25 protein-coding genes are annotated in these 23,723 nt (G+C 50.6%); all 25 read right to left on the bottom strand.

What is annotated here, in order from left to right; genetic code table 11:
• Positions 1 to 2: 2 nt before the first annotated feature.
• Entirely contained in the window at positions 3 to 809 is an 807-nt protein-coding gene (locus AC1931_RS01090) for a glycosyltransferase family 25 protein (protein WP_483875383.1), read from the bottom strand.
• A 12-nt stretch (positions 810 to 821) separates the two neighbouring features.
• Positions 822 to 1,862, bottom strand: a complete 1,041-nt coding sequence (locus tag AC1931_RS01085; RefSeq protein WP_483875382.1) for a glycosyltransferase — start codon at positions 1,860 to 1,862, stop codon at positions 822 to 824.
• On the bottom strand, positions 1,859 to 2,563 hold the full coding sequence (locus tag AC1931_RS01080; RefSeq protein ID WP_483875381.1) for a YrbL family protein: 705 nt from the start codon (positions 2,561 to 2,563) through the stop codon (positions 1,859 to 1,861). The genes AC1931_RS01085 and AC1931_RS01080 overlap by 4 nt, the downstream gene beginning before the upstream one ends.
• A complete protein-coding gene (locus AC1931_RS01075; RefSeq protein WP_483875380.1) occupies positions 2,560 to 3,600 on the bottom strand; it encodes a glycosyltransferase family protein in 1,041 nt (346 codons plus the stop codon). The genes AC1931_RS01080 and AC1931_RS01075 overlap by 4 nt, the downstream gene beginning before the upstream one ends.
• A 65-nt stretch (positions 3,601 to 3,665) precedes the next feature.
• The gene (locus AC1931_RS01070; protein ID WP_483875379.1) at positions 3,666 to 4,784 is read right to left on the bottom strand and encodes a glycosyltransferase family 4 protein; all 1,119 of its coding nucleotides are present in this window, start codon (positions 4,782 to 4,784) and stop codon (positions 3,666 to 3,668) included.
• Entirely contained in the window at positions 4,784 to 5,734 is a 951-nt protein-coding gene (locus AC1931_RS01065) for an ELM1/GtrOC1 family putative glycosyltransferase (protein WP_483875378.1), read from the bottom strand. Before AC1931_RS01065 ends, AC1931_RS01070 begins: the two co-directional genes overlap by 1 nt.
• 4 nt (positions 5,735 to 5,738) lie before the next feature.
• Positions 5,739 to 5,921 carry a Trm112 family protein gene (locus tag AC1931_RS01060; RefSeq protein WP_483875377.1) on the bottom strand — a complete coding sequence of 61 codons (183 nt, stop codon included), beginning with the start codon at positions 5,919 to 5,921 and terminating at the stop codon, positions 5,739 to 5,741.
• Positions 5,922 to 5,924: 3 nt separating this feature from the next.
• Positions 5,925 to 6,992: a tetraacyldisaccharide 4'-kinase gene (lpxK, locus tag AC1931_RS01055; RefSeq protein WP_483875376.1), complete on the bottom strand. Its 1,068-nt coding sequence runs from the start codon at positions 6,990 to 6,992 to the stop codon at positions 5,925 to 5,927.
• Positions 6,989 to 8,284 (bottom strand): 3-deoxy-D-manno-octulosonic acid transferase, encoded by a 1,296-nt coding sequence (locus AC1931_RS01050; protein ID WP_483875375.1) that lies wholly within the window; start codon positions 8,282 to 8,284, stop codon positions 6,989 to 6,991. The genes lpxK and AC1931_RS01050 overlap by 4 nt, the downstream gene beginning before the upstream one ends.
• Complete coding sequence (locus AC1931_RS01045; RefSeq protein ID WP_483875374.1) at positions 8,268 to 8,933, bottom strand: lysophospholipid acyltransferase family protein; 666 nt, start codon at positions 8,931 to 8,933, stop codon at positions 8,268 to 8,270. Before AC1931_RS01045 ends, AC1931_RS01050 begins: the two co-directional genes overlap by 17 nt.
• Before the next feature lie 5 nt (positions 8,934 to 8,938).
• Positions 8,939 to 10,669, bottom strand: a complete 1,731-nt coding sequence (gene msbA / locus AC1931_RS01040) for a lipid A export permease/ATP-binding protein MsbA (protein ID WP_483875373.1) — start codon at positions 10,667 to 10,669, stop codon at positions 8,939 to 8,941.
• 4 nt (positions 10,670 to 10,673) lie between these two features.
• The gene (gene lpxB, locus AC1931_RS01035; RefSeq protein ID WP_483875372.1) at positions 10,674 to 11,852 is read right to left on the bottom strand and encodes a lipid-A-disaccharide synthase; all 1,179 of its coding nucleotides are present in this window, start codon (positions 11,850 to 11,852) and stop codon (positions 10,674 to 10,676) included.
• A gap of 80 nt (positions 11,853 to 11,932) precedes the next feature.
• Positions 11,933 to 12,706: an acyl-ACP--UDP-N-acetylglucosamine O-acyltransferase gene (gene lpxA / locus AC1931_RS01030; protein ID WP_483875371.1), complete on the bottom strand. Its 774-nt coding sequence runs from the start codon at positions 12,704 to 12,706 to the stop codon at positions 11,933 to 11,935.
• A 19-nt stretch (positions 12,707 to 12,725) separates the two neighbouring features.
• The gene (gene fabZ, locus AC1931_RS01025) at positions 12,726 to 13,163 is read right to left on the bottom strand and encodes a 3-hydroxyacyl-ACP dehydratase FabZ (RefSeq protein WP_483875370.1); all 438 of its coding nucleotides are present in this window, start codon (positions 13,161 to 13,163) and stop codon (positions 12,726 to 12,728) included.
• Positions 13,156 to 14,199: a UDP-3-O-(3-hydroxymyristoyl)glucosamine N-acyltransferase gene (gene lpxD, locus AC1931_RS01020; protein ID WP_483875369.1), complete on the bottom strand. Its 1,044-nt coding sequence runs from the start codon at positions 14,197 to 14,199 to the stop codon at positions 13,156 to 13,158. Before lpxD ends, fabZ begins: the two co-directional genes overlap by 8 nt.
• Before the next feature lie 28 nt (positions 14,200 to 14,227).
• Positions 14,228 to 14,731 (bottom strand): OmpH/Skp family outer membrane protein, encoded by a 504-nt coding sequence (locus AC1931_RS01015; protein ID WP_483875368.1) that lies wholly within the window; start codon positions 14,729 to 14,731, stop codon positions 14,228 to 14,230.
• 19 nt (positions 14,732 to 14,750) lie between these two features.
• Entirely contained in the window at positions 14,751 to 16,991 is a 2,241-nt protein-coding gene (gene bamA, locus AC1931_RS01010; protein ID WP_483875367.1) for an outer membrane protein assembly factor BamA, read from the bottom strand.
• Between the two features lie 59 nt (positions 16,992 to 17,050).
• On the bottom strand, positions 17,051 to 17,743 hold the full coding sequence (locus tag AC1931_RS01005) for an ABC transporter ATP-binding protein (RefSeq protein WP_483875366.1): 693 nt from the start codon (positions 17,741 to 17,743) through the stop codon (positions 17,051 to 17,053).
• Complete coding sequence (locus AC1931_RS01000; protein WP_483875365.1) at positions 17,736 to 18,983, bottom strand: lipoprotein-releasing ABC transporter permease subunit; 1,248 nt, start codon at positions 18,981 to 18,983, stop codon at positions 17,736 to 17,738. The genes AC1931_RS01005 and AC1931_RS01000 overlap by 8 nt, the downstream gene beginning before the upstream one ends.
• A gap of 13 nt (positions 18,984 to 18,996) precedes the next feature.
• Positions 18,997 to 20,484 (bottom strand): lysine--tRNA ligase, encoded by a 1,488-nt coding sequence (gene lysS, locus AC1931_RS00995; protein ID WP_483875364.1) that lies wholly within the window; start codon positions 20,482 to 20,484, stop codon positions 18,997 to 18,999.
• Between the two features lie 115 nt (positions 20,485 to 20,599).
• Entirely contained in the window at positions 20,600 to 21,013 is a 414-nt protein-coding gene (locus AC1931_RS00990; RefSeq protein WP_483875363.1) for an acyl-CoA thioesterase, read from the bottom strand.
• 5 nt (positions 21,014 to 21,018) lie between these two features.
• The gene (gene mutM, locus AC1931_RS00985; RefSeq protein WP_483875362.1) at positions 21,019 to 21,834 is read right to left on the bottom strand and encodes a bifunctional DNA-formamidopyrimidine glycosylase/DNA-(apurinic or apyrimidinic site) lyase; all 816 of its coding nucleotides are present in this window, start codon (positions 21,832 to 21,834) and stop codon (positions 21,019 to 21,021) included.
• 2 nt (positions 21,835 to 21,836) lie between these two features.
• Entirely contained in the window at positions 21,837 to 22,256 is a 420-nt protein-coding gene (locus AC1931_RS00980) for a hypothetical protein (RefSeq protein WP_483875361.1), read from the bottom strand.
• A complete protein-coding gene (locus tag AC1931_RS00975) occupies positions 22,253 to 23,110 on the bottom strand; it encodes an ABC transporter permease (RefSeq protein ID WP_483875360.1) in 858 nt (285 codons plus the stop codon). The genes AC1931_RS00980 and AC1931_RS00975 overlap by 4 nt, the downstream gene beginning before the upstream one ends.
• Entirely contained in the window at positions 23,110 to 23,718 is a 609-nt protein-coding gene (locus tag AC1931_RS00970) for a GspE/PulE/PilB domain-containing protein (protein ID WP_483875359.1), read from the bottom strand. Before AC1931_RS00970 ends, AC1931_RS00975 begins: the two co-directional genes overlap by 1 nt.
• Positions 23,719 to 23,723: the final 5 nt, after the last annotated feature.

Here is a 23,723-nt window from a genome sequence, read left to right as displayed (position 1 = left end):
TGCTAAAATTTCATGCGCTTAGTTTTTCCAGGTTTTTCTTGTGGCAGCTCTGCCGGATAAAACTCGGATTTATGTTGAATTAGATAAGCATGCCGTTTCAAACTTCGCCATAGCTTATTTAATGGGTGCATCCAGTACAACCACCAGGAAACCCGGGACCGGGCAACATTAGACTTTAAGATGTTCGATGGACGTGACATCTCCCAGATCAGATGTGGTTCAACCCCGTACAACCGAAGATCGTACTCCCAGAAATGATCATAAAATTTATCGATCGGTTCAAATATCAAAGAACCCGCTTTGATGATTTTTTCCATCCCCCGACGATTTAACACATACCCCTGGCCACCACACCAGCCACGCTCCGGGCGAACAAGTTGGTGTTGTCCGCTTGAGAAGTATTGTACAACCTTCCTTTTTCTAACCTTCAAAGCCATCAGCCGAACCATCTCGACTTTTTCCGGCAAACCGAACACTTCTTTTACTACGGATTCAAAGGAGGGCTCTAATCCGACATCGTCTTCAAGAATACAGACCCTTTCAAATCCTTGAGAATGAGCTTTCTTGATCGCACGCAAATGAGACAGATAGCCGCCAACTTCTGAGCTTGTCAATTCACATAAATGGCGACTTCGGGTAATCTCCTGAGCGACTTGCTCATCGGGTAAAAGGGAAGGCATCTGCTTACGACCATCAACACCTGGAAACAATTCCGGATCAAATCCCCAGTCGCGAAGCTGCTTTAAAAGATAAACAACGTGATCATGTTCAGGATTTAAGGTAATAATCCAGCAGGGGAATAATGCCATATCAAATCCTTTTTAATGTCGTGCTTTTTCTGCAATGTCTGCATAGAACCGGTTATATTGCGAAATAATGATCTGCTTGCTGTAAAAGTGTTGATAGCGGTCAAAAGCAGCGGCGACTATTTTATCTTTCATTGCGCTGTTGGCCAGCACTGCTTTTATCGACCTGGAGAGCAAAAAAACATCATCAACGGGAACCAGCAGGCCGGTTTCACCGTCTGTTATAACTTCTCCAGGCCCCTGTGAAGCGGTCGCAACAATTGGACAATGATGAGCCCAGGATTCCATAACAATTGACCCCAACCCTTCATGTCGTGATGGGCAGATAAAAACATCAGCGGTTCTCATCAATGCTGTAACATCATCGCGCCAACCGAGGAAACGGACTCTTTCGTCAAGCCCAAGGTCGTGACAGAGCTTCTTCAGATTTTTTTCTTCAGGCCCCCCTCCGGCCAGCCATAAAATGACATCCGGGATTGATGTCATCGCCTGCAAAAGAATATCAAAACCCTTATTGACGTGCAGACGACCAGCGGCTAACAACAACGGTGCACTTGCCGGCGTATCAAAACTGTCGCGTGGTAAAGGTGTAACTTCGGTCTCATCAGCAAAGTTTGGAATATGAAATACACGATCTGCAGGCATTCCACCCTGAATAAGATGACTACATATCCCTTTGGAAATACCGATCCAGTAGTCTGCATGACGATAGTACTTGAGATTATAATAATGCCCCAAACGACAGACCAGTTTATAGGGGCCCCTCGGGGTAAGGCCACTGGCACGATTCATCCATGTCATGACAATGTCAGGGCTAAATTCGTCGAGGGCCTTGAGGTATCTGCGGCGATCCAAAAAATTCACGATACCCCCGAAACGAAAGCCCTCCACATCAACATTTTGTTTTTTTAAGGTGCCTATGCGCTGCTCGTGGTTACGAATAAACGCCTTTTGCTGAAGCTGTCCGTCAGCATGGAGACCTGCAACCAGGCGGACAAAAAAGTTTTCAGCCCCTCCCTGGGCAGCTCCGGCTAAAACTTGGGCGACTTTGATCATCGAATTTCCTGAGAAACATCAGAGACGCCATCATGCAGTAATTCTCCATGATAGCCGGGGAATTCAACTTCTCCGCGTTGATTCAATAATAGCTCTATTCGTTCATAGAAATTTACTATTTTCCGTTCGATTTTTTGCAATTGCCAGGATCTTGGCAAATAACGCAGTGGTATCAATCCGGTATTCCCCAACCCGTCTATAACAACCAGACGAATGATCTTTTCAGAATCCTGCTGAACAACAATATTATGCAGAAGAAGGTCCCGCGACGGGACAAGCTCGCGTTTCCAGACCTCCAATAAAAGCTCTATCGCCGTTTTTAAAGAATCAGTAACACCAGATTCCCAAATGTATTTTTTTAAAGTTTGGGAAATCCGGTCATCTGTGTTTTTGATCAATTCCGACACCAGCCCCTTCCCCATGTCGGTTTCAACAAAACCGTAACAACGGCTGATATGTTGAAAAATGGTTTCGGCATAATGTCTTTGCAATTCACCCATTACCTTGAACTCCTCAAGGTTGTCGTCAAACGACGACAAAGGTCTAAATTTCTTGAGAAAGCCCTTTTTCCGGCGACGGTCTGCCAAAGTAAAGTCGGGGCGCCTGACCTTAACGCACAATGTCGAATCTTCAGGGTGAACATAACAAAGTCTGTTTCCGCCTTGAGCGAAGGGTTTGAGCTGGGACAAAAGCAGACTCATATCATGCTACCATCAAGACGGATATCCCGAGCCCAGACATAGTCATGGGAGAAAGGCATCTGCAGTGAAGCTTCCAAAATATACTGGGCATATAATTTGTTATTAATTTCCGCATGGAAAAAGCTTCTGGCTGCAGCTGCCCAGCTCTGCCGTTTCTCATCGTCATGCTGAAACTCTCTGATTTTCGCCAGCAAATCATCGCTATCGGTAAAATAGGCAATCGTCTCCGCCGGCAGCAATTCATCGAAACGTGGTCCACTATGGGTGAACTGCAAAATTCCATTCCCGGCCAGTTGCGCCATGCGCGCTGAAGAATACCAATAATGCCCTTCCTGCCGATTCAGGTTCAGACCCATTTTTGTCTGGGCTAACGCCCGGTCATAGTCACGCCCCCAGACAGGTGGGTCGCCAAAACTGCCGAAGGTTTTGAAGGCCAGCTCAGCGGCCAGGGCCTCTTTTAATCCCCTGACCATTTCCAGGCGTTGTGTGTGTTCATTACTGTTACTGCAGAAAAGCAGGTCAATCGGCAGATCGGTCTTGTGGGAATTGTCCAGATTTTCCACAGCCGGGTCGACCGGGTTGGGCATATGATAAATGCGGGATCCCAGCCCTTCAAAAATAGTCAGTTCCCGCCTTCCGGTCGATACAAAAATTGCGTCAACGACCTGGGTCCGATGCTTAATTTTTTCGATATTTTCAGGAACAAACAACGGATCATTGTTGCAGTGGACAATGATCACACCAGGCTTTACCTGTCGTATCCGGGTTAATGTCTCGTTCTTGATAATATCGCAGTGGCCGGCGATCACCAGATCAGGATCAAAGGCCTCAACTGTTTCCAGCAGCCTTTTGTTCGCCTTGCCGACACCTAAATCTCTAAGGCCCAGCGGAGCTTCGAAGGCCGCAATGTCCCGATCACTGAACAGCTGCACAAAATGATCATTTTTAATCAGGCCATGGGTCAACTTTTGTGCCCAGCTAACCCGGGTTTTGCCATAACGTCTTAACTGCTGATAAGCAATATGTAGCACGCGCATTGTTTATTACCCGTTCAATTCAATAATATCTGGACAACAAAAACGGTCAGTTTTACAAAAAAAACCTAATGATCAAGCACAGCTTGATACGTTCGCCATTCTGCTGCACACATTTTATCTACAGTATATCTTTCCCATGTAAATTGTTGTGCGGCTTTACCCATTTCTGTTAAACCAGGTGACTTTAAAGCGACTCTAAGCTTGGCTGCCAGATCTTTAACATCGCCCGGCGTAAACAGCCACCCGCTCTGACCGTCTCGAATCGTTTCCAAGGAACCTCCGTGGGCTGACGCAACGACAGGCACTCCCATGGCTTGAGCTTCTACTGCGATCCGGCCAAAAGCCTCAGGTTCCAGTGAAGCAGAGACAACTATATCAGAAAGGGCATAGAAAGATTCAATATCGGTTCGGTTGCCGACAAAAGTAACCCTGTCGGTCAGGCCTTCAGTTCGAACAATTTCCTTTAATTGCTCGACATATTGGCTTTTTTTTGTTGCACTTCCGATCAGAATTGCCTGCCAGGACAGGTCTTTAATTTCAACCAGGGCACGTAAAAATAATTCTTGTCCTTTCCAGCGAGTCAATCGGCCAGGAAGATTTATCACCGGGATGTTTTCCTGTAAAGAAAACTCCGATTTCAGCAATTTGAGGCGCTCAGGGGGAATCCGTCTGCTATCGAATATCCTTGGGTTAAATCCACGTGGAGCAACGTCAATCTGCTCCTCAGGAACACCATAATTATCCATTATGTGTTTTTTTATAAACTGACTGATCGCAATAACCCGTTCACCACGTACCATTGAGCTGTTGTAGAATTTTTTAAAGCGATTTTGAATACGATGCGTTCCATGGAACGTGGTAATGAATTTTGTCTTTGTCATGCGCGTAGCGATAAAAGCCGCCCAGGCGGGAGCTCTGGAACGGGCATGAACCAGATCGATTCCTTCTTGACGGATCAACCTGACGAGCATGAAGGCACAGTATAGGATGAAGAGCGGATTTCTTCGTGTCAACGGCAACTGTACATGCTTTGATCCCTGGTTAACCAGGTCTGCAACCATGCGGCCGCCCTGAGAAGCAACATAGCTCTGGTCACCCTGGACAACTATATAAGCGGCCATTTCAACAGTGCCGCGTTCAACGCCCCCCTGTTCAAGGGCTGCCGTCACTTGCAATACTTTCATCAGGCAGCTCTCAATCCACACTTTAACGCAGCTTTACTTATAAAATCTCCGATATCAATCTTTGCGTTCGCCTTACCCACTTGTCCATCGTAAATGTGCAGACATGAGTGTTCTGCCAGAGTCGAAATCAATTTATCTGCCTTAGTGTTAGAGGAATTGCTACGATGTAAAGGAAGAACTTCAACCTTTGCCTCACCATAACTCACGGCTTCGCTAATCATTGAGGTCGAGTCGGCTGTAATAAACACATAATCACTGAATTTCAAGAAATCCGCGATCGGATTTACCGGACTTTCTGAATAATATATTGCGTGATCGAATGGCATATTTTTGAGGGAGTTCTCAAGCTCTTTCGACGTTCGGCGCGATGTCGTCAACCAGAATTTATGCCCGGGTAATTCGGCCATGATTCTCTCGATCTGGATTATCAGTTGCCGCGTATCCAATACACCATGGGGACTATCTCCACCAATGATAAATGCCACATAATGTTGTCCCGGTTGTCGGGTAATATGTCCTTGTGGATCAACATAGGACAAGTTGATCGGCAACGTCAGAATATTATCCCGTTGCGGAGGGTGATCATGATTCTGAGCGACAATCAGTTCAAAATCACCATAACGGTATCCCTTTGGCAACATCACCGCCACAACAGGAATATCACGAGCCTTGCCTATCGTCTTAGCGGCGTAGTAGGATTCAGAACCAGCGGCAATCAGGAGACAATAAACTGCATCAACTGATGACGACAGGGAAAAAAGTCCAGAACAATAGAGATGCAAATGATCCAACGGGTATGAAATAACTTTAGAGAGGCGCTGGCGAAAGTGGACTTCGACCGTATCAAAGGGCAAACTCAAATGACGGGCCAACGCTATGGCCTGGTTACGGTGTCCCGGTTTGCCATCGCTTAAAATCAACGCGCGTGGCAGGGAGTTCTCATTCACCATGGAATTACTGTTTCTGATCCGAATGAGGCCCGGCCTCATCAACCAGCATAATTGGAATACCATCACGTACAGGATACTCTAATGAACAGGAGATACAGCTCAGTACATCCAGGTTCTGACCGGTCTCCAGGGTCTGATGGCATTGAGGGCAAACGAGAAGATGAAGCAGTGAATCAGAAATTGGCACTTTTTACCTCCACAGCATGTTACTGATTAACCGCAGCAACTCCTGTCCATTAACAATATCAAGATCAAGACCAATATAATAGCATGGCAATTCAAACATATTGCCCGCCAGTTTGACAGCGTCTTTTTCTGTGGTCAGCAACAGGTCGCAGCCAGTTGCCCCGGCCGCAATAATCTGTCGAAGTTCGGTAGTATAGTCAACATGATCCGGCAATGACATGGTTCCGGCCGGGAGGATACCCAGGGTGCCGAGGGCCTGAAAAAATTGTTGATTATCGGCAAGACCGGCAAAAGCAAAAACCTTCTTGCTATTCATTTCTCTGACATCACAGCAACTCCCATCCAGACGCGTCGCCTTCTCCGATAAGCGGTGATGACTATAGTAGGATGTCACCCCGCTCATTGGCAAGGTGGAAGCTTCAGTTGCCCGAGTTAACAGTATAACATCAGCCCGTTTCAGCGCACCCTTAGTTTCCCGCAGTTTGCCGGCAGGCAGGGTCCAACCATTACCAAAAGGGTCTTGTGCGTCCAGAAGCACCAGATCAACATCTCGGGCCAACTGTCGATGTTGGAATCCATCATCGAGAACTATCACATCGGCAGATATCTTGGCTTCAATATAACGCGCACCATCTGCACGCCGACGCGCGACAACCAGAGGGCAGGTCGGGTTTCTGCGAGCTAGCAGCAATGGCTCATCGCCACATTGGTCGGCGGTCATCAGCAGTTGTCGTCCATCAGAGACAAGCGCGGCCCGCTGGCGATAACAGCCGCCATAGCCCCGGCTGACAATCGCCGGTTTTTTACCCATAGCGCTTAAACCCTTAATCAGCCAATCCACCGTCGGAGTTTTACCGGTACCACCGGCAGCAAGATTACCAACCGATATGATCGGCAAAGACGACCGGTAACATTGTAATATCTGTCGATCGAACCCCCAGTTACGCAGCTGTCCAATCAAGCCATAGCACCAGCTCGGCGGGATCAGCAACAGTTGCAACAATTTTAACCGCCAGGGCTTTTTTTGGTTACTGCTGATTTGTCGATGCCAACGAACAAGCGCTTCATTCACTTTTTGACGATCCGTTCAACATGATGCAGGGTGCGTTCTGTTGCCCCGATATTCTCGGCAATCAGGGCGCGCCCCGCTTCACCCATGGCACGGCAGCGCGCAGGATCGCCCAGCATGGTGACCAATACCTGAATCAGCTGTTCTGCGTCTTCGACCTTGATCCCGGCTCCGGCATGAATCAGTTTGGCGGAAATTTCCTTGAAATTATGGACATGGGGTCCAAACACCACCGGTTTTGATGCCAGCGCGGCCTCCAGGAGATTATGGCCGCCGACCGGCACAAGACTGCCCCCGACAAAAACCAGGTCGGCAGCGCTGTATAAAGGTAAAACCTCACCAAGGGTATCGCCAATCAGCACTTCTCCCGCTGTGAACAAGGCATCGGCGTCGGAAAATTCGCTGCGCAAGCGCCCTCGAATTCCCATCTCCTTAAGCAACGATTGAAGATCACGACGGCGCTCAGGGTGGCGCGGCACCAGCACCAGCAACAAGGGTTGCGGGATAGCCATACCCACGGCCTGGTAGGCTTCGAGCAGTTGCCGCTCTTCCCCTTCATGCGTGCTGCCGGCAACCAGCACAAGGGTTTTTTCAGGGATACGGTAGCGGGCTTTTACGTCTGCAATGTCTTCTGCGGACAGATTCAGAACCTGATGATCAAACTTGAGATTGCCACAATTTTCGACCCGCTCTGACGCTGCACCCAGAGCAGTAATCCGCTCGGCATCAACCTGGGACTGCATGCAGAAGAAGTTGAAGCACTGCAAAATCGGGCGCAGCAAAAAACGAATCATGCGATAACGCGGAAACGACCGATCTGACAAACGGCCATTGACCAGCATCAAGGGGATAGCCAGAGTATTGGCCTGGCGCACAAAATTAGGCCAGATCTCGGTTTCAACAATCAGAATAATCTGTGGTCGAATCAGTTCCAGCGACTTACGCACGACCCAACTGAAGTCAAAGGGGAAAAATAGACACAGATCAACCTCTGAGTTTTCGAGGGCGACAGCATGGCCGGTTTCAGTGACGTTGGTTACCAGAATCAGATGCTCGGGATAGCGTTGCCGCAGGGCGCTGATTAAAGGCATGGCGGCACGGGTTTCACCAACGGAGACAGCATGAATCCAGATGACCTGGTTATCCCGCAATCGTTGTAATTGTTCAGCGGTGTAGTAACCCAGGCGCTCGCGAATACCACGCCGACTTTTCCCATAGCGAAAGCCGCGAAGCAAGTAATAGGGTACGAGCACCAGACCTGAGATAAATAGAAACAGGTTATACAGCAGAAACACCGTAAGACTCCAAATAGGCCTCAGCCCGTTGCTGGTTTTCTTCCATCGCCAGTTGCAAGCGACGACGGCATTCTTCCAGCGGTTGGTCGCGCGAAAAAAACAGCGGTGAACCGTAGCGATAAACCCCACGCGCAAAGGGATAAGGCAAAAGAAAACGATCCCAGGAGCGAAAACGATAACCCCTGCTGCAGACATACGCCAGCGGGACAACGGGACGGCCACTGATGCGTGCCAGCTGGACCACGCCATCCTTGAGTTGGTGCCTTGGCCCTTTGGGTCCATCCGGGGTTACAACCAGATCAACGTTCTCAGCGGTCAAGGCGATCATCTCGCGAAAAGCCTGCCGTCCTCCCCGAGAGGATGAACCGCGAACAGCACCCTGTCCAAAATATTCCATTGTGCGGGCGAGTAACTCACCATCCATGGAAGGACTGATAAGGTTTTTGATGCCCGGTCCACGATAGCCCTTAATCATTAACAGGAGCTGATCATGCCAAAAAGAGATAATCAGATGCCGTCCTGAATTCCACTCTGTCCGCAACGGCTCCTCACCATAGATCATAACTTTCTGAGTCAGGAAGATAAAACGAATCAGTTTGGCCCCCAACCAGGGGACAAGGGCTAAAAGGAGTCTATCCTTGATTTTCATCCGAATCATTTCCTGAATTGTGCTTCATAAAGCCGCGCATAGAGTCCATTGTAGCCCAGAAGTTCCTGATGCGTTCCCTCTTCAACGATGCGGCCACGCTCAAGAACGAGAATCCGGTCTGCATACATTATCGTTGACAGGCGATGAGCGATCACAAAGGTGGTACGATTCTTCATCAGGTTGGTTAGGGCCTGCTGAACCATGGCCTCACTTTCAGTATCAAGGGCGCTGGTTGCTTCGTCAAGAAGCAGAATCGGTGCTGCCCGCAAAATCGCCCGGGCTATGCAGATACGCTGACGTTGCCCACCGGAAAGCCGGACGCCGCGATCACCGATCATGGTATCATAGCCCTCGGGAAGTTCATCTATAAAGTCAGTAGCATAGGCCTTCCTGGCCGCTTCTTTCACCATATCCATATCGACATCAGGAGAACCATAACGGATATTGTTGGCCAGGGTATCATTGAATAGAAAGGTTTCCTGATCAACCAGGGCCAGATGCTGATGCAGGCTTTTCTGGGTCAGGGTGCGCAGATCCCTGCCATCAATCAGCACGCTGCCCTGCTGTGGATCGTAGTAACGATTGAGCAGACCAATAAAGGTACTTTTGCCGGCACCACTGGGACCAACCAGGGCAATCACCTCACCCGGTGCCGCAGAAACAGAGAAATCAGCAAGCACCGGTTCTTCTTCGTAGGCGAACGTCACCCTGTCAAAAGTCACGTGCCCCCGGCATCCAACCAAATCAACCGCATCCGGGGCATCAACAACCTCCGGAACGCTATCGAGCACTTCAAACACCCGCTCCGCCGCCCCGGTCGCCTTTTGTATTTCATTATTCACTTTGGCAAGTTTTTTGAGCGGCTTGTAGAGCAGGATAATAGCCGTTAACAGCGAGACCATTTCCCCCTGGGTAATTACACCCGTCATGACCCGGTTCAAACCATACCAGAGAATGAATGCAACCCCGACGGAGGACAGAATTTCAAGCAGAGGTGAGGTCGCAGCTGAATAGCGAATAGTTTTGCGGATAAAAGAAAAATAGCCGGCATTTACACGCGCAAACCTACTGGTTTCCTGTTTCTCGCAGCCAAAGGCCTTTACCACCTTGATACCGGAAAAACTCTGTTCCAGGGCCGCAGTCAGATCCCCCATGGCAGCCTGGCCGCGGCGCGAATACTTCTTGATCTGCTTACCGATCGCTGCTGCCGGCAGGACGACAGCCGGAATAACCAAAAAAGCGACGATGGTCATTTTCCAGTCGAGATAAAGGGCATAACCAATCAACACGACAAAGGTTACAGACTCACGCAGCAGGGTCACCAGAACTTCACCAAAGACCGACTGCATGAGACTAATATCATTAAGTATGCGCGACATCAGATTGCCCGAGGATCTGGTAACATAGTAACGCATAGAAAGCTGCATAGTGTGATCGAAAACCTGGTTGCGGATATCCTGAATGGCCCGCTGCCCGGCAATCCGGATACAATATTCCTGGACATATTCCGATAGGCCCTTAAGGACCGTAATCCCCACCACCAGAAATGGGAGGATCTGCGCCATACCCATGTCGCCGGCAATCAGGAGGTCATCGACAAATGGCTTGACGATGTAGGCAATCAGCGCATTGGTGCCGGCCACCCCCAGGGAGGCCAGCATCGACAGGGCGATGACCCATTTGTAGGGTGCCGCATAGGAAACAATCCTGGAATAGATGTTTCTTGCTTTTTCCATGCCCTTACGCACCCCTTCTGTGCTTCAAACCAACCATGTCAGCAACCATATCGGCAACCCGCCGGGAACAACCCGGCCCACCGAGTTGTTTCTGCACATGGATCAGATCATCTTGAACCTGTTTTCTGTAGGCAGCATCATTCAGTAACCGTAACAGTTCTGTTTTCAGCGCTTCTGGCTGCGCGTCACCCTGTATAAATTCACGGACAATTTCACGCCCGGCAATAATATTGGGCAGGCCGGCGAATGGTATCTTGATCAATCTGCGGCCAATGGCATAGCTCAAAGGCGCAACCTTATAAACAATCGCCATGGGCGTACCAGCCAGGGCCAGTTGCAAGGTCACCGTACCCGACACGGTCATCACCGCCTGACAGGCAGCGGCAACCGCATAAATATCTTCTTCAACCAGATAGATCGGCAACAGAACTCCAAGATCCTTAATACGGTTTTCCAGTTCGCTACGCTGCAATGAAGGCGCGACCGGCACAATAAATACAATGCGCGGATCTTCCTCATACAGTTTTTTTGCGGTCGCCAACAAGGTAGCGAAAATATAGTTGAGTTCACCCTGACGGCTACCTGGAAAAATACCGATAACCTTCACATCGGCAGACAATTGCAACTGCTCTCTGACGTGCGCCCCCTGGGGACGTGCGGCAAATTCATCCAGCAGCGGATTTCCGACATACTCGGCACGGACATTAAAGGGCGCGTAAATTTCCGGCTCAAAAGGGAAAATCAGCGCCAGACAATCCACACGCTCAGCAATGATGCGCGCCCGCCCCGATCGCCAGGCCCAGACCTTGGGGCTGATGTAGTAAAGAACCGGCACCCCTACTTGCTTTGCCACCTTGGCCAGACGCAGGTTAAAGTCAGGGAAATCGATCAGCACCAACAGATCAGGCGGCTGGGCTGATTTCAGGATCGCCGCTAAACGACGAAAGCGCTCAATAATGCCCGGTAAGCGACTCAAGACTTCAGTCACTCCCATCACTGAAAGTTCCTCTGAGGGAATCAGGATGTCACAGCCATTTGCCCCCATACGGCGTCCCCCAACCCCAAAAAAACTGATATCAGGATATCCAGATGCGGCGGATTTGAGCAAGTTGCCGCCATGGAGATCTCCGGAAGATTCTCCGGCGACAATCATGACGCGTTTTTTGTCTGATTGGGTATGCAACGCTTACATCCAACAAAAAAACAGAAGGCAAGAACCTGAAACCAGTTCTCACAACTTCTGTTTTAAAAAAAATGGATCATTTAACGGGCCAGGCCACGCTCACTCGATTTCAGAAAGTCCAGATAAACAGCAACCTCAGAAGCATTCAGATCAAACTCAGTTTCGATAGTTTTAATTGCCTCTTCCAGTTTCAGACTGGAGCGAAAAACCAGTTTGTAAAGCTTCTTGATGGTTACCAGGGCGTCATCACTGTAGCCGCGACGCTTGAGGCCGGTCGTATTAAGCCCTACGGTTTTTGCCCGGTCACCTTGAACAATTGAGAATGGCGCCACATCCTGGGCAATCATTGACCCCCCGCTGGCCATCACGTGGCAGCCTACCCGGGTGAATTGATGAACAGCAGAAAGCCCGCCGAGAATAGCATAATCATCAACCTGCACATGGCCGGCCAAGGTTGCGGCATTAGCCAGGATCACGTGGTTGCCAACGACACAATCATGAGCCACATGGGAATAGGCCATCAACAGACAGTCGTTGCCGATAGTGGTCACGCTGCCGCCATCCTCTGTGCCCAGATGGATGGTAGTAAATTCCCTGATGCGGTTGCGGTCACCAATCTTCAGGGTAGATTCCTCGCCTTTGAATTTCAGGTCCTGGGGGACAGCACCAATCGATGCAAACTGAAAAATCTGGTTAGAACATCCGATCTCGGTTCGTCCTTCGATAACTACATGCGCAGCGACCGTTGTTCCTTCACCAATGCAGACGTGCTCACCAATAATCGAATAAGGACCGACGGTAACACTTTGATGGAGCTTTGCTCCCGGGGCGATGATGGCAGTGGGATGAATCATGGATGGCTCCAATTCATAATTATTTTTTGGCGAAAGTTGCTTTCAGTTCCGCTTCTGCGACCAGGGTATCGCCGACATAGGCATTTCCCTGAAACTGATAAATACCGCGACGACGTGACAGCAGATCCAGTTCCAAACGCAGGACATCACCAGGCATGACCGGCTTACGGAAACGGGCCTTGTCGATGCCGACAAAGTAGGTGACGCGGTCTTTTTCGATTTTATCGACTACCGTAACATAAGCGCCACCCACCTGCGCCATCGCTTCGAGGATCAGTACCCCCGGCATGATCGGATGACCGGGAAAATGCCCCTGAAAAAAGGGCTCATTGATAGTCACGTTTTTGTAACCATTGACCTTGTTCCCGGGTTCTATTTCTTCAATCCGATCCACCAGCAGAAACGGATAACGATGAGGAAGAATTTCCATAATCTGCTGTATATTCAATTCAAGCACACCCATCCTCCTTCAACAATGCTTCCAACTCTGCTAATCGTTTTTTTAATTTGTGTAAATCTTTACGCATTTCCGGCAGCTTAGGCAATGTCATGGTCGAACGTAGCCACTCTTTGTGAGGCATCAGGGGAAGACCTGACAACACCTGGTGCGGGGCTTCAACATCGCCACTGATACCGCCACGGCCGCCGATTGTAATGTTGTTGCCGACTTTTAAGTGCCCGGCAACAGCTGACTGGCCGCCAAAAGTACAATGGTTACCAATACGGGTACTGCCGGCAAAACCCGTCTGGGCAACAATGATGCAGTCTTCACCCATATCGACATTGTGGCCAATCTGTACCAGATTATCGACTTTTGTGCCGCGCCGGACGCGGGTTTCACCAAGGGTCCCACGGTCAACACAGGAGTTGGCTCCGATTTCGACATCGTCTTCGAGCACGACAATCCCAACCTGAGGAATTTTGAAATATCCCGAACCATCGGGAGCAAAACCAAAACCGTCGGAACCAATCACTGCACCGGGCTGCAGAATAACCCGGTCTCCCAGTCGACAGCCTTCGCGCACTACCGTTTGAGCATGAAGACAGCAATCAGCACCGACAATAACGCCATCATAGAGGCAAACGCCGGGATGCAGTACCGACCCGGCGCCAACGACAACCCGTTCCCCCACGACACAACCGGCAGAAATCGTCGCAGTTGCGTCGATCTGGGCACTGGCCGCTACCTGTGCCCCGGGGTTTATCCCTGCGGCTGTTTTAATGCCTGGATGCAGATAGGTCAGAACCTTGGCAAAAGCCAGGTACGGGTTGGCGACAACGATAACATGTCGATCAGCAACTTCAACACCCGGAGCGACGATCACCGCTGAGGCACGACACTCCTTTAAGCGCGGAAGGTACCTGGGGTTTGCCACAAAGGTAATATCACCCTCTGCGGCCCGGTCGATCGGAACAACCCGTACAACCTCGATTGTCGGATCCCCCTGGACCTGCCCCTGAACCAGCTTCGCCAATTCCGCCAAGGTTGCCATTATTTGCCCTCCCGTCACTTAAGCGCTGTTAGTTCTTCGCATCGTACGCTTTGATCAGCGCATCAGTCAGATCGAATTCAGGATCTGCATAAACAATCGCACCTTCGTTTTTCTCGATAATCATGGTATAGCCGGCCTCTGAACCCACCGCCTGCATTATGTCAAACAATTCATTGATGATCCTTCCAGTAAACTCGGCATCTTTGCGTTGCAGGTCTTCCTGGATATCCTGCTGGAAACGCTGCAGATCGGTCACCCGACGCTGATATTCACGCTCACGCTCGGCACGTGCATTATCGGACAACAGGGCCGCCTGCTTCTCCAGATCAGTCTTCATCTTCAGTACTTCATCCTGTTTTGCCTTGAATTCCCCCTCGTACTTCTTCACCTCTTCAGTCATCTGCTGCTTTGCAGCAACACCGGCCTTAGAGAGATTCAGGGCCCGCTGCAGGTCAACATAACCAATTTTCTGGGCGAAGGCGGGCAATGCCAGAAGCATCAGGGCAATAACTAATACACTAATTTTTTTCATAGTATCTCCTTGTTATCGTTTAAAAGGGTCGTCCAATAGTGAATTCAAAAACACTTTGTTTTTCATCATCGCGCGGTTCAAGGTTATAACCCCACTCAAAACGCAAGGGGCCCAGGGGGCTGCGCCAGCGAATTCCGGCGCCGGCACTGTGACGCATATCGGAAAAATATTCATCGTCATCACGCCAGACATTACCTGTGTCGTAAAAAAGGACTCCCTGCAGACCAAGGGAGCGATAAATAGGGAAGAGATACTCGATATTGAAGTAACCCATTTTTTCACCACCGACAAAAACGTCACCTTCCTTGGGGCCGACTTCCCGTGTTTTAAAGCCGCGGATTGTCCTGATGCCACCTAGAAAAAATCTCTCACTCAGTGAAACTTCCTCGTCGCGAGTCGATGTGATGTACCCTACCTCGCCATGAACTGAGAATACCGTTCCCCAGAACAGAGGGAAAAAGTGGCGATGCGAGGCGATCGGTCTTAAGAAGTGCTCAGTGCCGCCCAGACCTGCATATTCAAGGCTGATACGCGTAACCCCACCACGGCTGGGATCCTCGTAAAAGTCGGTAGTGTTTCGCACCCACTGGGCAGTGACGGATGACAGGGTTGACTTGCCTTCCTGATCAACAATAAAGGCGTTGTCCAGTGCAGTGGGACTCAGGTTGGTAATTTCCTTCTGTTCATAGCGATAGGTAAGAAATGCTCGTGAGTTACGGCTGACCGGATGGCCGGCGCGAATCGCACCGCCGGTTCGCTCATCATCATAATCATTATATTCACGCATTGAACGGTAAACTTCGCCGCCGAGAGTCCAGTCAGTGTCAAGAAAATAAGGGTCGGTAATTGCCAGGGAGTATGTATTGCTCGTGGTACCGACAGATCCACTCAAATTAAGAGTTAACCCCCGGCCGAGAAAGTTTTCCTGAGAAATCGACCCCTGAGCCATCAATTTATCCACCGACGAATAGCCCAGCCCGATAGAAAAGGTTCCAGTCAGTCGTTCCTCAACGGCTACTTCAACAACACTCAAATCTTCTGCAGAACCGGCACGATCCGTGACCTCGACCGTTTCAAAAAAGCCGAGATTGCGCACCCTCCGGTTGGCCTCCTTGATTTTACTGGAACTGTACAGTTCACCTTCAATCACCGGAATTTCGCGCCGGATCACCTTGTCCCGGGTGCGGACATTGCCGCTGATATCAATCCGCTCAACCGTGACCTGCACCCCCTGTTCGATCTCCAGTTCGATGTCGAAAAGAAGCTGATCAGCTTTTTTGGTGGTCAACGGGACGACATTAACGTAGGCGTAACCCTGATCGGCGTAGAGGTCGGTCAGAGCAAGAATACTGTCACGCAACTGGAGACGGCTGAACACCTCCCCTTCTTTGAGTTGCACCTGATCCAACAACTGATCCTCTGGAAATAGCAGATCGCCGCTGACACTTAGGGCCCCAACCCGATATCGCGGACCTTCGTCGATCTCGATGTCAATATTCAGATATTTGTCATCCACCAGGGTCACTTGCGGCTGCTGAACAATGACGTCCTGATAACCGATATCGTAATAAGCCATTTTGATGCGCTCGACATCTATCTCCATCACCTCTTCAAGATAGACTCCACGACCCGTCAGCCAGGACAGAAACCAGCTCTCCCTGGTCTCGATACTTTTAAGCAATTCCCGTTTTTTTAAGACCTTGTTCCCGACAAAATTAATGTCCTTGATGCGGATTTTGCGACCTTCGTCGATCAGGTAAATCAGTGTTGCTTCACCACGGTTGTCCGTAATCAGCTGGGTGGTTATTTCAACAGCGTGATAAGCGTCTTTGATGTAGGCATTTTTCAGTTCCTCGACGCTACTGCGAACACGGTTATGATCAAAAATAAACGGCGGTTTCAACGTCGTATTTTCACGCAGCTTTTGATCGGAAAGTTTTTTATTTTCACGGAACTCCAGCGTTCTGACCAGGGGTTGTTCTTCCAATTCAAAAACCAGAATTGCGCTCCCCTGAACCTCATCGACGCGGGCGGCTACATCATGAAAACCACCCAGAGCAAAGATATTTCGTAAATTTTCATCCACCTGAGCATAAGTGACCTCATCACCGGGGTTGATTGAAATAGCTCCGCGGATAGCTGCCGTCGCCACCCGGCGGTTCCCCTCAATCTGAACCTGCGCTACCCTGAATTCTTCAGCCGCTACCGAAAAGGTCGCTGCAAAGACCAGAAACAGCGCAACAAAAAGTGATCTAGACATCAAAAACCTCAACTGGGTTGGGAATAAATGGTCGATTATAAAAGAGAGTGGTATCAACTTCAATTCAAAACATCTCCCGCCAGTACCCCGTCCTCGATCCTTAAGATACGATCAAGACCGGCGGCCAGGGGCAGGTTGTGGGTCACAATCACCATGGTAAGCCCTTTTGTGGCGTGCATGCGATTCAGCAGGGCAACGATTTCATCTGAGGTGCCGGTATCCAGATTGCCGGTAGGCTCATCGGCCAACAGCAATTGGGGGTCATTGACCAGAGCGCGAGCGATAGCCACGCGCTGCTGTTCCCCACCGGACAGGGCACCGGGTTTATGGGTCAAACGATGAGCCAGTCCGACCTCGGAGAGGATATCTGCAGCTTTTTCGTTTGCCGACTTGCGGCTCTCACCGGCAATCAGGCGCGGCATCATCACATTTTCCAGCGCACTGAATTCCGGCAACAGCTGGTGAAATTGAAAAACAAATCCGACCGTACGATTGCGAAATGCATCAAGGGCATGCCCGCGCAGGGCAAATAACCTCTCACCCTCGACTCTGACCTCTCCAGTAGTTGGCGCATCAAGCCCGCCGAGAATATGCATCAGAGTGGTTTTGCCGGCACCGGAGGTTCCGACCACCGCTACCCGTTCATTGCGTTTGATCTGCAGATCAATACCCCTGAGCACTTCAATAACTCCACCCGGAGTATGAAAGGATTTGTGCAGCTGATGTACCGCAACCATAAGATCATCAGTCATAACGCAGCGCCTCAGCAGGATCCATGCGCGATGCGCGCCAGGCGGGGTAAATGGTAGCCAGCAGGGAAATGGTCATAGCCATCACCACCACCGCCACAACCTCGACCACAACGATCTCTGAAGGGAAGTGTTCCATGCCGTAGACTGCCTGATCAAAGATCTGGATACCGAAAATATTTTCAATTCCCTTGATCAGGGCATCGGCATAATAGGCCAGGGTCACACCCAACCCTGTGCCCAGCAGGGTTCCCATGGTGCCGATAATCAGCCCCTCAAACAAAAAGATTTTCATAATGCTGCGCGCGTTGGCGCCCATGGCCCGCAGGATGGCAATGTCACGGGTTTTTTCCATGACAACCATGATCAAGGTGGTGGCAATATTAAAAGCAGCGACCAGGACAATAATCGCCAGAACAATAAAAAGCCCGAGTTTTTCCAGCTTGAGTGCCGACAAAAAGGAACCGTACAGGCTCTGCCAGGGACGTACAACCGTAGGGAAGTCAAACTGATCGGAAAGCTGCTCGGCGACAAAAGGTGCACGTTCGAACAGATCAACCTCAATCTCAATGCCACTGACACGACCCGGAGTCTCAAAAAAAGACTGCGCCTGGGTCAAGGGTATATAAGCATAAAAACTGTCGATCAGGCTGCTTTGCTTGTCAAAAACAGCAACCACCCGAAATGGCTTCATTTTCGGCATCATGCCAAAAGGTGTCACGTTAAATAATGGGGGGATAACGTTAACCAGCCCGCCCACATCCACTCCAAGGGTTGTCGCCGTATCCATTCCGATAATAATGCCGGGGCGATCTTCCATGTCAAAAAACAGCTGGTTGATCTTATTGCCGTCCCAGGTTCGCAGGGACTGAGTGAGGATTTTGTGGTCTTCGTCAACTCCTTTAACACTGACGGCTGCAACATTGCCACCAGCCAGTAACATGGCCTCCCGGGACACAAAGGGGGTCGCCGAAACCACATGAGGAATCTGTCTAGCGGCATTAACCAGTTCCCGCGGATTATCAATACCTTCACCATAGCGCTGGATCAGCACATGAGGCACATTGCCCAGAATCTGCTGGCGCACACCATCTGTAAACCCGGTCATCACTGCCTGTACCAGAATCAACGCGGCAACACCCAAGGTAACACCGGCGATTGAAATAAAGGAAATGACTGAAATAAAGGTCTGCTTGCGCTTGGCACGCAAATAGCGCAAGCTGATAAACCACTCATAGGACATGAAATGTTAGGCCTTATCCTGCCTCTGGGCGCATTTGGGGAAAGAGAATGACATCGCGAATACTTGCGGAGTTTGTCAGCAGCATCACCAGGCGGTCAATACCGATCCCTTCACCTGCAGCTGGTGGCAAGCCGTACTCCAGTGCGCGGATATAATCCTCATCCATGGCGTGAGCTTCTTCGTCCCCCGCCGCCTTTTCTTTAAGTTGATCAAGAAATCTCTGTTTCTGGTCCATGGGATTGTTCAATTCGGAGAAGGCATTGGCCAGCTCACGTCCAACGATAAACAGCTCAAAACGATCAACAACATCTGGATTCTCATCGTTTTTGCGCGAGAGCGGGGAAATCTCGGTAGGGTACTGGGTAATAAACACCGGATTCCACAGCTTCGGCTCCACCACCTCGTCAAAGATCTCTGCCAGCAGCTTGCCATGACCAATGCCGCCGTCAAGCTCCAGTCCCAACGTGTCGTTGGCATACGCCAGAGAACGATCACGGTCATTGAGCAACTCCAGCCTGACGTCGCCATATTTGACGATAGCGTCCTTAAGGGTCAGACGCTCCCAGGGCGGGGTCAGATCAACCATCTTTTCACCATAGGGGATCACCAGCGAACCGCACACCTGTTGCGTCACATGGCAGATCAGTTTTTCGGAAAAATCCATCAGATCATCGTAGGTGGCATAGGCCTGGTAGAATTCCATCATGGTAAATTCGGGGTTATGCTGAATCGATATCCCTTCATTGCGAAAATTACGATTGATTTCAAACACCCGGTCAAAACCGCCAACCACCAGTCGCTTCAGATACAGTTCCGGGGCAATCCGCAGAAACAGGTCCATTTTCAGAGTGTTGTGACGAGTCACGAAAGGCTTGGCCGTTGCCCCGCCGGCAATCTGATGCATCATCGGGGTCTCGACTTCGAGATAATCGTGCGCAAGCATGAAGTCACGAATCAGGTTGACGATGCGACTGCGCTTGCGAAAAACATCACGCACCTCGGGATTCACCATCAGATCCAGATAGCGCTGGCGATAACGGGTTTCGACGTCAGTCAGACCGTGCCATTTTTCCGGCAGAGGCAGCAGTGATTTGGTCAGAAGCTTGACAGCAGCGGCGCGGATCGAAAGCTCGTCGGTCTGAGTACGAAACGGAACGCCGCAAACCCCGACAATGTCACCAATATCAAACTTTTTAAAATGATCAAAGGCATCGTCGCCAATCTCTTTTTTGGCAACATAGACCTGAATCCGGCCGCTGCCGTCCTGCAACTGGAGAAAAGCGGCCTTGCCGAAATCACGGCGCGCCATGATGCGCCCGGCAAAACGATATTCCGCAGTGGACCCTTCCAGATCCTCGCGCGAATCCTGCAGGTGATTATCACCAATCTCGCCGGCGTTGTGCAGTACCTTGAAATCATTGGCAAAGGGATTAACACCGGCACTGATCAAAGTATCAATTTTCGTTCTGCGCTGTTGCAGCAGATCGTTTACCTCTTCCATGCTTATCACCCTCAACTGATCGAAAAAATTAAGAGACGAACAATAGCGCTTGTACAGCAGGTGCGTCAAGCAGGAAACCGGATCAGAAATCCGGGTCACGCCCACCAGATCACATTCAACCGGCAGGGGGAGTGTTTTCCAATGCAGAACGAAACTGTGGTGGCATCCGGCAGGGTTTGCGCTGTTTATAATCGAAACAAACCATAACAGTGGAGCCTTCTGCTGTGACCACACCGGCACGGCTAATGCGATATTCAAGGGTGAAAGCGGAACGCTTGAGATTTGCAATCCGAACCTCAATCTGCAACTGATCGCCATGGAACATTTCCTGGCGATAATAAAGATGAGCCTCCGGAATGATCAGCCCACAGCCGCCTACCTCGGTCTCTGAAAAAGGCCCCAGCTGTGCCAGAAAAGCCAATCTGGCATCCTGAAACATGGTCAGAACCGCCGCGTTACTGACATGGCCCCCATAGTTGATGTCACCGATGCTGACTCGATAGGAAAGGGTAAAAAAAGACTCTGTCATGACTGTTATCTCTGGCAATTACTGCAATAAAAGGTCGAACGCTGTCCGATACGACAGCAGTGGAGGGCGCGGCCACAGTGCCGACAGGGACCAGAAGCGCGCCCATACACCAACAGCTCCTGGCGAAAATAACCGGGACGTCCTTCGCTGTCAGCAAAGTCGTTGATCGTGGTACCACCAGCTCTAATAGCTGCCGTCAGCACCTCTTTGATAGCAAGCGCCAGGCACTGATAGCGTCGCTGACCAATCCGTCCGGCCGCGCGGGCGGGATGAATGCCGGCACGAAACAGGGCTTCATTGGCATAGATATTACCTACCCCGACAACTATCTTCTGATCCATAATAAAAGTCTTTACCGGCTTAAGCTTCCTGCGTGACAGACGATAGAGCGTCTCCCCTTGAAAGCTGTTGTCCAGCGGTTCCGGACCGAGGTTTTTAAGAAGAGGATGATCTAATGGATTGTCTGGAGAATAAACAAAGACCCCAAAACGGCGTGGATCGGTGAAACGCAGACAGACCCCATCGGTAAAAACCAGATCTACATGATCGTGCTTGTTCTCGGTGGCCCCTGCCGGCAGGATACGCAGAACCCCGGACATGCCGAGGTGGATCAACAGGCCTCCGTGGTCAGTGTCCAGCACCAGGTATTTCGCACGCCGCGATATCCTGCGCACGGTCTGACCCGGCAGCGTACGGCAGAGCTGCGGATCCAGCGGCAGACGCAATGTGGGGGCGCGTAGAATCAATTCCTGAATGGTCTTGCCGCTGACATGGGGGGTGATGCCACGGCAGACGGTTTCCACTTCCGGCAGTTCGGGCATCGTTAGAAACGCACCTTATGAGGGGCTTCATCAAAGCACCTGAAGTCGGCCAGCTCGGCAGGCACTGACAACTCCTGCGCATCCAGCTTCTGGGCCGAATGATAACACCACCCGTCACTGGTTGCGATCAACAACACCAGTTCGACCATACGTCTGATCGTTCCCCCATGAGAAAATTCAATAATTTGCAGGCACTCGACCTGATCGGCATCAAGGCGGCGCTCCAGGGTGCATCGCCACGCGACAAGCTTGATATCAGCAAGCTGTTCGTGGGCAAAGACCAAGTAGCTGGGCAGATCAGAAAATTGCTGGCGCACAGGTGCCTGGGGATGATAACTCGCGTAGACTGCAGCGAAATTACCTTGACGATGAGCCTCAAAGCGCTGACGCAGGCAATCGCTCGGTGTCATGGCAGAGGTCATTCTTTAATCCGCGGGTCAAGGGCGTCACGAATCCCTTCACCCAAGAGATTGTAACCAAGTACCGTGATCAGAATTGCCACTCCCGGAAAAACTGACAACCACCAGGCGCTGCCAAGGGTCTGTTTCCCGATAATCAGCATATTTCCCCAGGAAGGTGTTGGCGGCTGGACACCGATCCCCAGAAACGACAGGGCACTCTCGGTAAGAATAGCGCCGGCAACTCCCAGGGTCGCAGAAACCAGTACCGGTGACAGGGCATTGGGCAGGATGTGGCGAAAAATCAGGCGCGCATCCGAGGCGCCCAGGACCTGGGCGGCAAGGACAAAATCGCGCTGTCTCAGACTCAAAAATTCAGCGCGAACCAGACGGGCGACCCCCATCCAGCTGGTCAACCCGATAACGATCATAATGTTCCAGATTGACGGATCAAGAAAGGCAATCACCGCGAGAATCAGAAAAAAAGTGGGGAAACACAGCATGATATCAACAAAGCGCATCACCACGGCATCGACCCAGCCGCCGTAGTAACCGGCCAGAGCCCCGCAAAGGATGCCGATCAGGGTTGATATACCCACCGCAACAAAACCAACCAGCAGGGAAATACGAGCGCCGTAGAGCATCCGTACCAGCACTTCACGTCCCAGATCATCCGTCCCTAATGGATGTTCCCAGCTGGGTGGTTGCAAGCTCTTGCTGACATCAATGGCCGCCGGATCGACACTGGTAAAACTGGCCGCCGCTGCCATGAGAAACATAAACAACACAATAGCAGCACCCACCAGCGCCATGCGATTATTGAGAAAGCGCCGCCAGACAACGTCTCGCAAAAAACTGCTACGGGGCAGGGATCGCATCAGACACCATTGATCCTTTCAGTATCGGCCTTGGTCAAGAGCCCTTTTTCTTTAAGTATCTGCAACAGGCGCTCAAACCGAACCTCAACTTCCGGAGTTAAATCAGCCAGGGTCCCACCCATAAGCTCCTCCAACCCTGAATCCAAACCCTGCAGCTGCAGGTCATCATCGGTGTTCATCCGGATGGCATGGAGGATATCATCCTCCGTTGCCACCAACGGCAGAACACGACAACCGGTTATAAATTGCAGATTCTCAATCAACCGCAGATCGGTCGGGTCGGTCATTGCCACCCGCAAGACTTTTTCATTCCCCTGGGAGCGCAACTGAACCGGAAAAACCTTTAGCTGTTCCATCCGTTTTAGCGGCAACAGTTCCATCAATACCGGATCGATTGTTAATTCATCAAGACCGACACGCGAATAGAGTTGTTGTGCTTCGAGAAACTCGGCAATCGTTTCTTGTGGCAGGTATCCTAGTTTAACCAGCGCGGCGCCGATCTGGCCTCCGAGATTGCGCTGATAAGAAAGGGCCGAATCAAGCTGAAATTGATCGATCAGTCCCGCCTCAAGCAGCAAATCACCCAGCATATTCGATTTAATATCCATAGTGC

Source organism: Pelovirga sp. C15f, assembly GCF_057178085.1.
The sequence above is the reverse complement of the archived record's forward strand: the minus strand, read 5'-3'. Positions and strand labels throughout refer to the sequence as shown.

Coding starts and splice junctions, on each gene's coding strand:
- lpxA (WP_483875371.1), bottom strand. CDS start 12,706: ATGATTCATCCCACTGCCATCATCGCCCCGGGAGCAAAGCTCCATCAA.
- AC1931_RS01045 (WP_483875374.1), bottom strand. CDS start 8,933: ATGAAAATCAAGGATAGACTCCTTTTAGCCCTTGTCCCCTGGTTGGGG.
- bamA (WP_483875367.1), bottom strand. CDS start 16,991: ATGTCTAGATCACTTTTTGTTGCGCTGTTTCTGGTCTTTGCAGCGACC.
- AC1931_RS01065 (WP_483875378.1), bottom strand. CDS start 5,734: ATGGTGAATGAGAACTCCCTGCCACGCGCGTTGATTTTAAGCGATGGC.
- AC1931_RS00975 (WP_483875360.1), bottom strand. CDS start 23,110: ATGCGATCCCTGCCCCGTAGCAGTTTTTTGCGAGACGTTGTCTGGCGG.
- lysS (WP_483875364.1), bottom strand. CDS start 20,484: ATGGAAGAGGTAAACGATCTGCTGCAACAGCGCAGAACGAAAATTGAT.
- AC1931_RS01080 (WP_483875381.1), bottom strand. CDS start 2,563: ATGAGTCTGCTTTTGTCCCAGCTCAAACCCTTCGCTCAAGGCGGAAAC.
- lpxD (WP_483875369.1), bottom strand. CDS start 14,199: ATGGCAACCTTGGCGGAATTGGCGAAGCTGGTTCAGGGGCAGGTCCAG.
- AC1931_RS01090 (WP_483875383.1), bottom strand. CDS start 809: ATGGCATTATTCCCCTGCTGGATTATTACCTTAAATCCTGAACATGAT.
- AC1931_RS00980 (WP_483875361.1), bottom strand. CDS start 22,256: ATGACCTCTGCCATGACACCGAGCGATTGCCTGCGTCAGCGCTTTGAG.
- AC1931_RS01005 (WP_483875366.1), bottom strand. CDS start 17,743: ATGACTGATGATCTTATGGTTGCGGTACATCAGCTGCACAAATCCTTT.
- AC1931_RS01000 (WP_483875365.1), bottom strand. CDS start 18,983: ATGTCCTATGAGTGGTTTATCAGCTTGCGCTATTTGCGTGCCAAGCGC.
- AC1931_RS01075 (WP_483875380.1), bottom strand. CDS start 3,600: ATGCGCGTGCTACATATTGCTTATCAGCAGTTAAGACGTTATGGCAAA.
- AC1931_RS01015 (WP_483875368.1), bottom strand. CDS start 14,731: ATGAAAAAAATTAGTGTATTAGTTATTGCCCTGATGCTTCTGGCATTG.
- AC1931_RS00990 (WP_483875363.1), bottom strand. CDS start 21,013: ATGACAGAGTCTTTTTTTACCCTTTCCTATCGAGTCAGCATCGGTGAC.
- AC1931_RS01085 (WP_483875382.1), bottom strand. CDS start 1,862: ATGATCAAAGTCGCCCAAGTTTTAGCCGGAGCTGCCCAGGGAGGGGCT.
- msbA (WP_483875373.1), bottom strand. CDS start 10,669: ATGGAAAAAGCAAGAAACATCTATTCCAGGATTGTTTCCTATGCGGCA.
- AC1931_RS01070 (WP_483875379.1), bottom strand. CDS start 4,784: ATGAAAGTATTGCAAGTGACGGCAGCCCTTGAACAGGGGGGCGTTGAA.
- AC1931_RS00970 (WP_483875359.1), bottom strand. CDS start 23,718: ATGGATATTAAATCGAATATGCTGGGTGATTTGCTGCTTGAGGCGGGA.
- mutM (WP_483875362.1), bottom strand. CDS start 21,834: ATGCCCGAACTGCCGGAAGTGGAAACCGTCTGCCGTGGCATCACCCCC.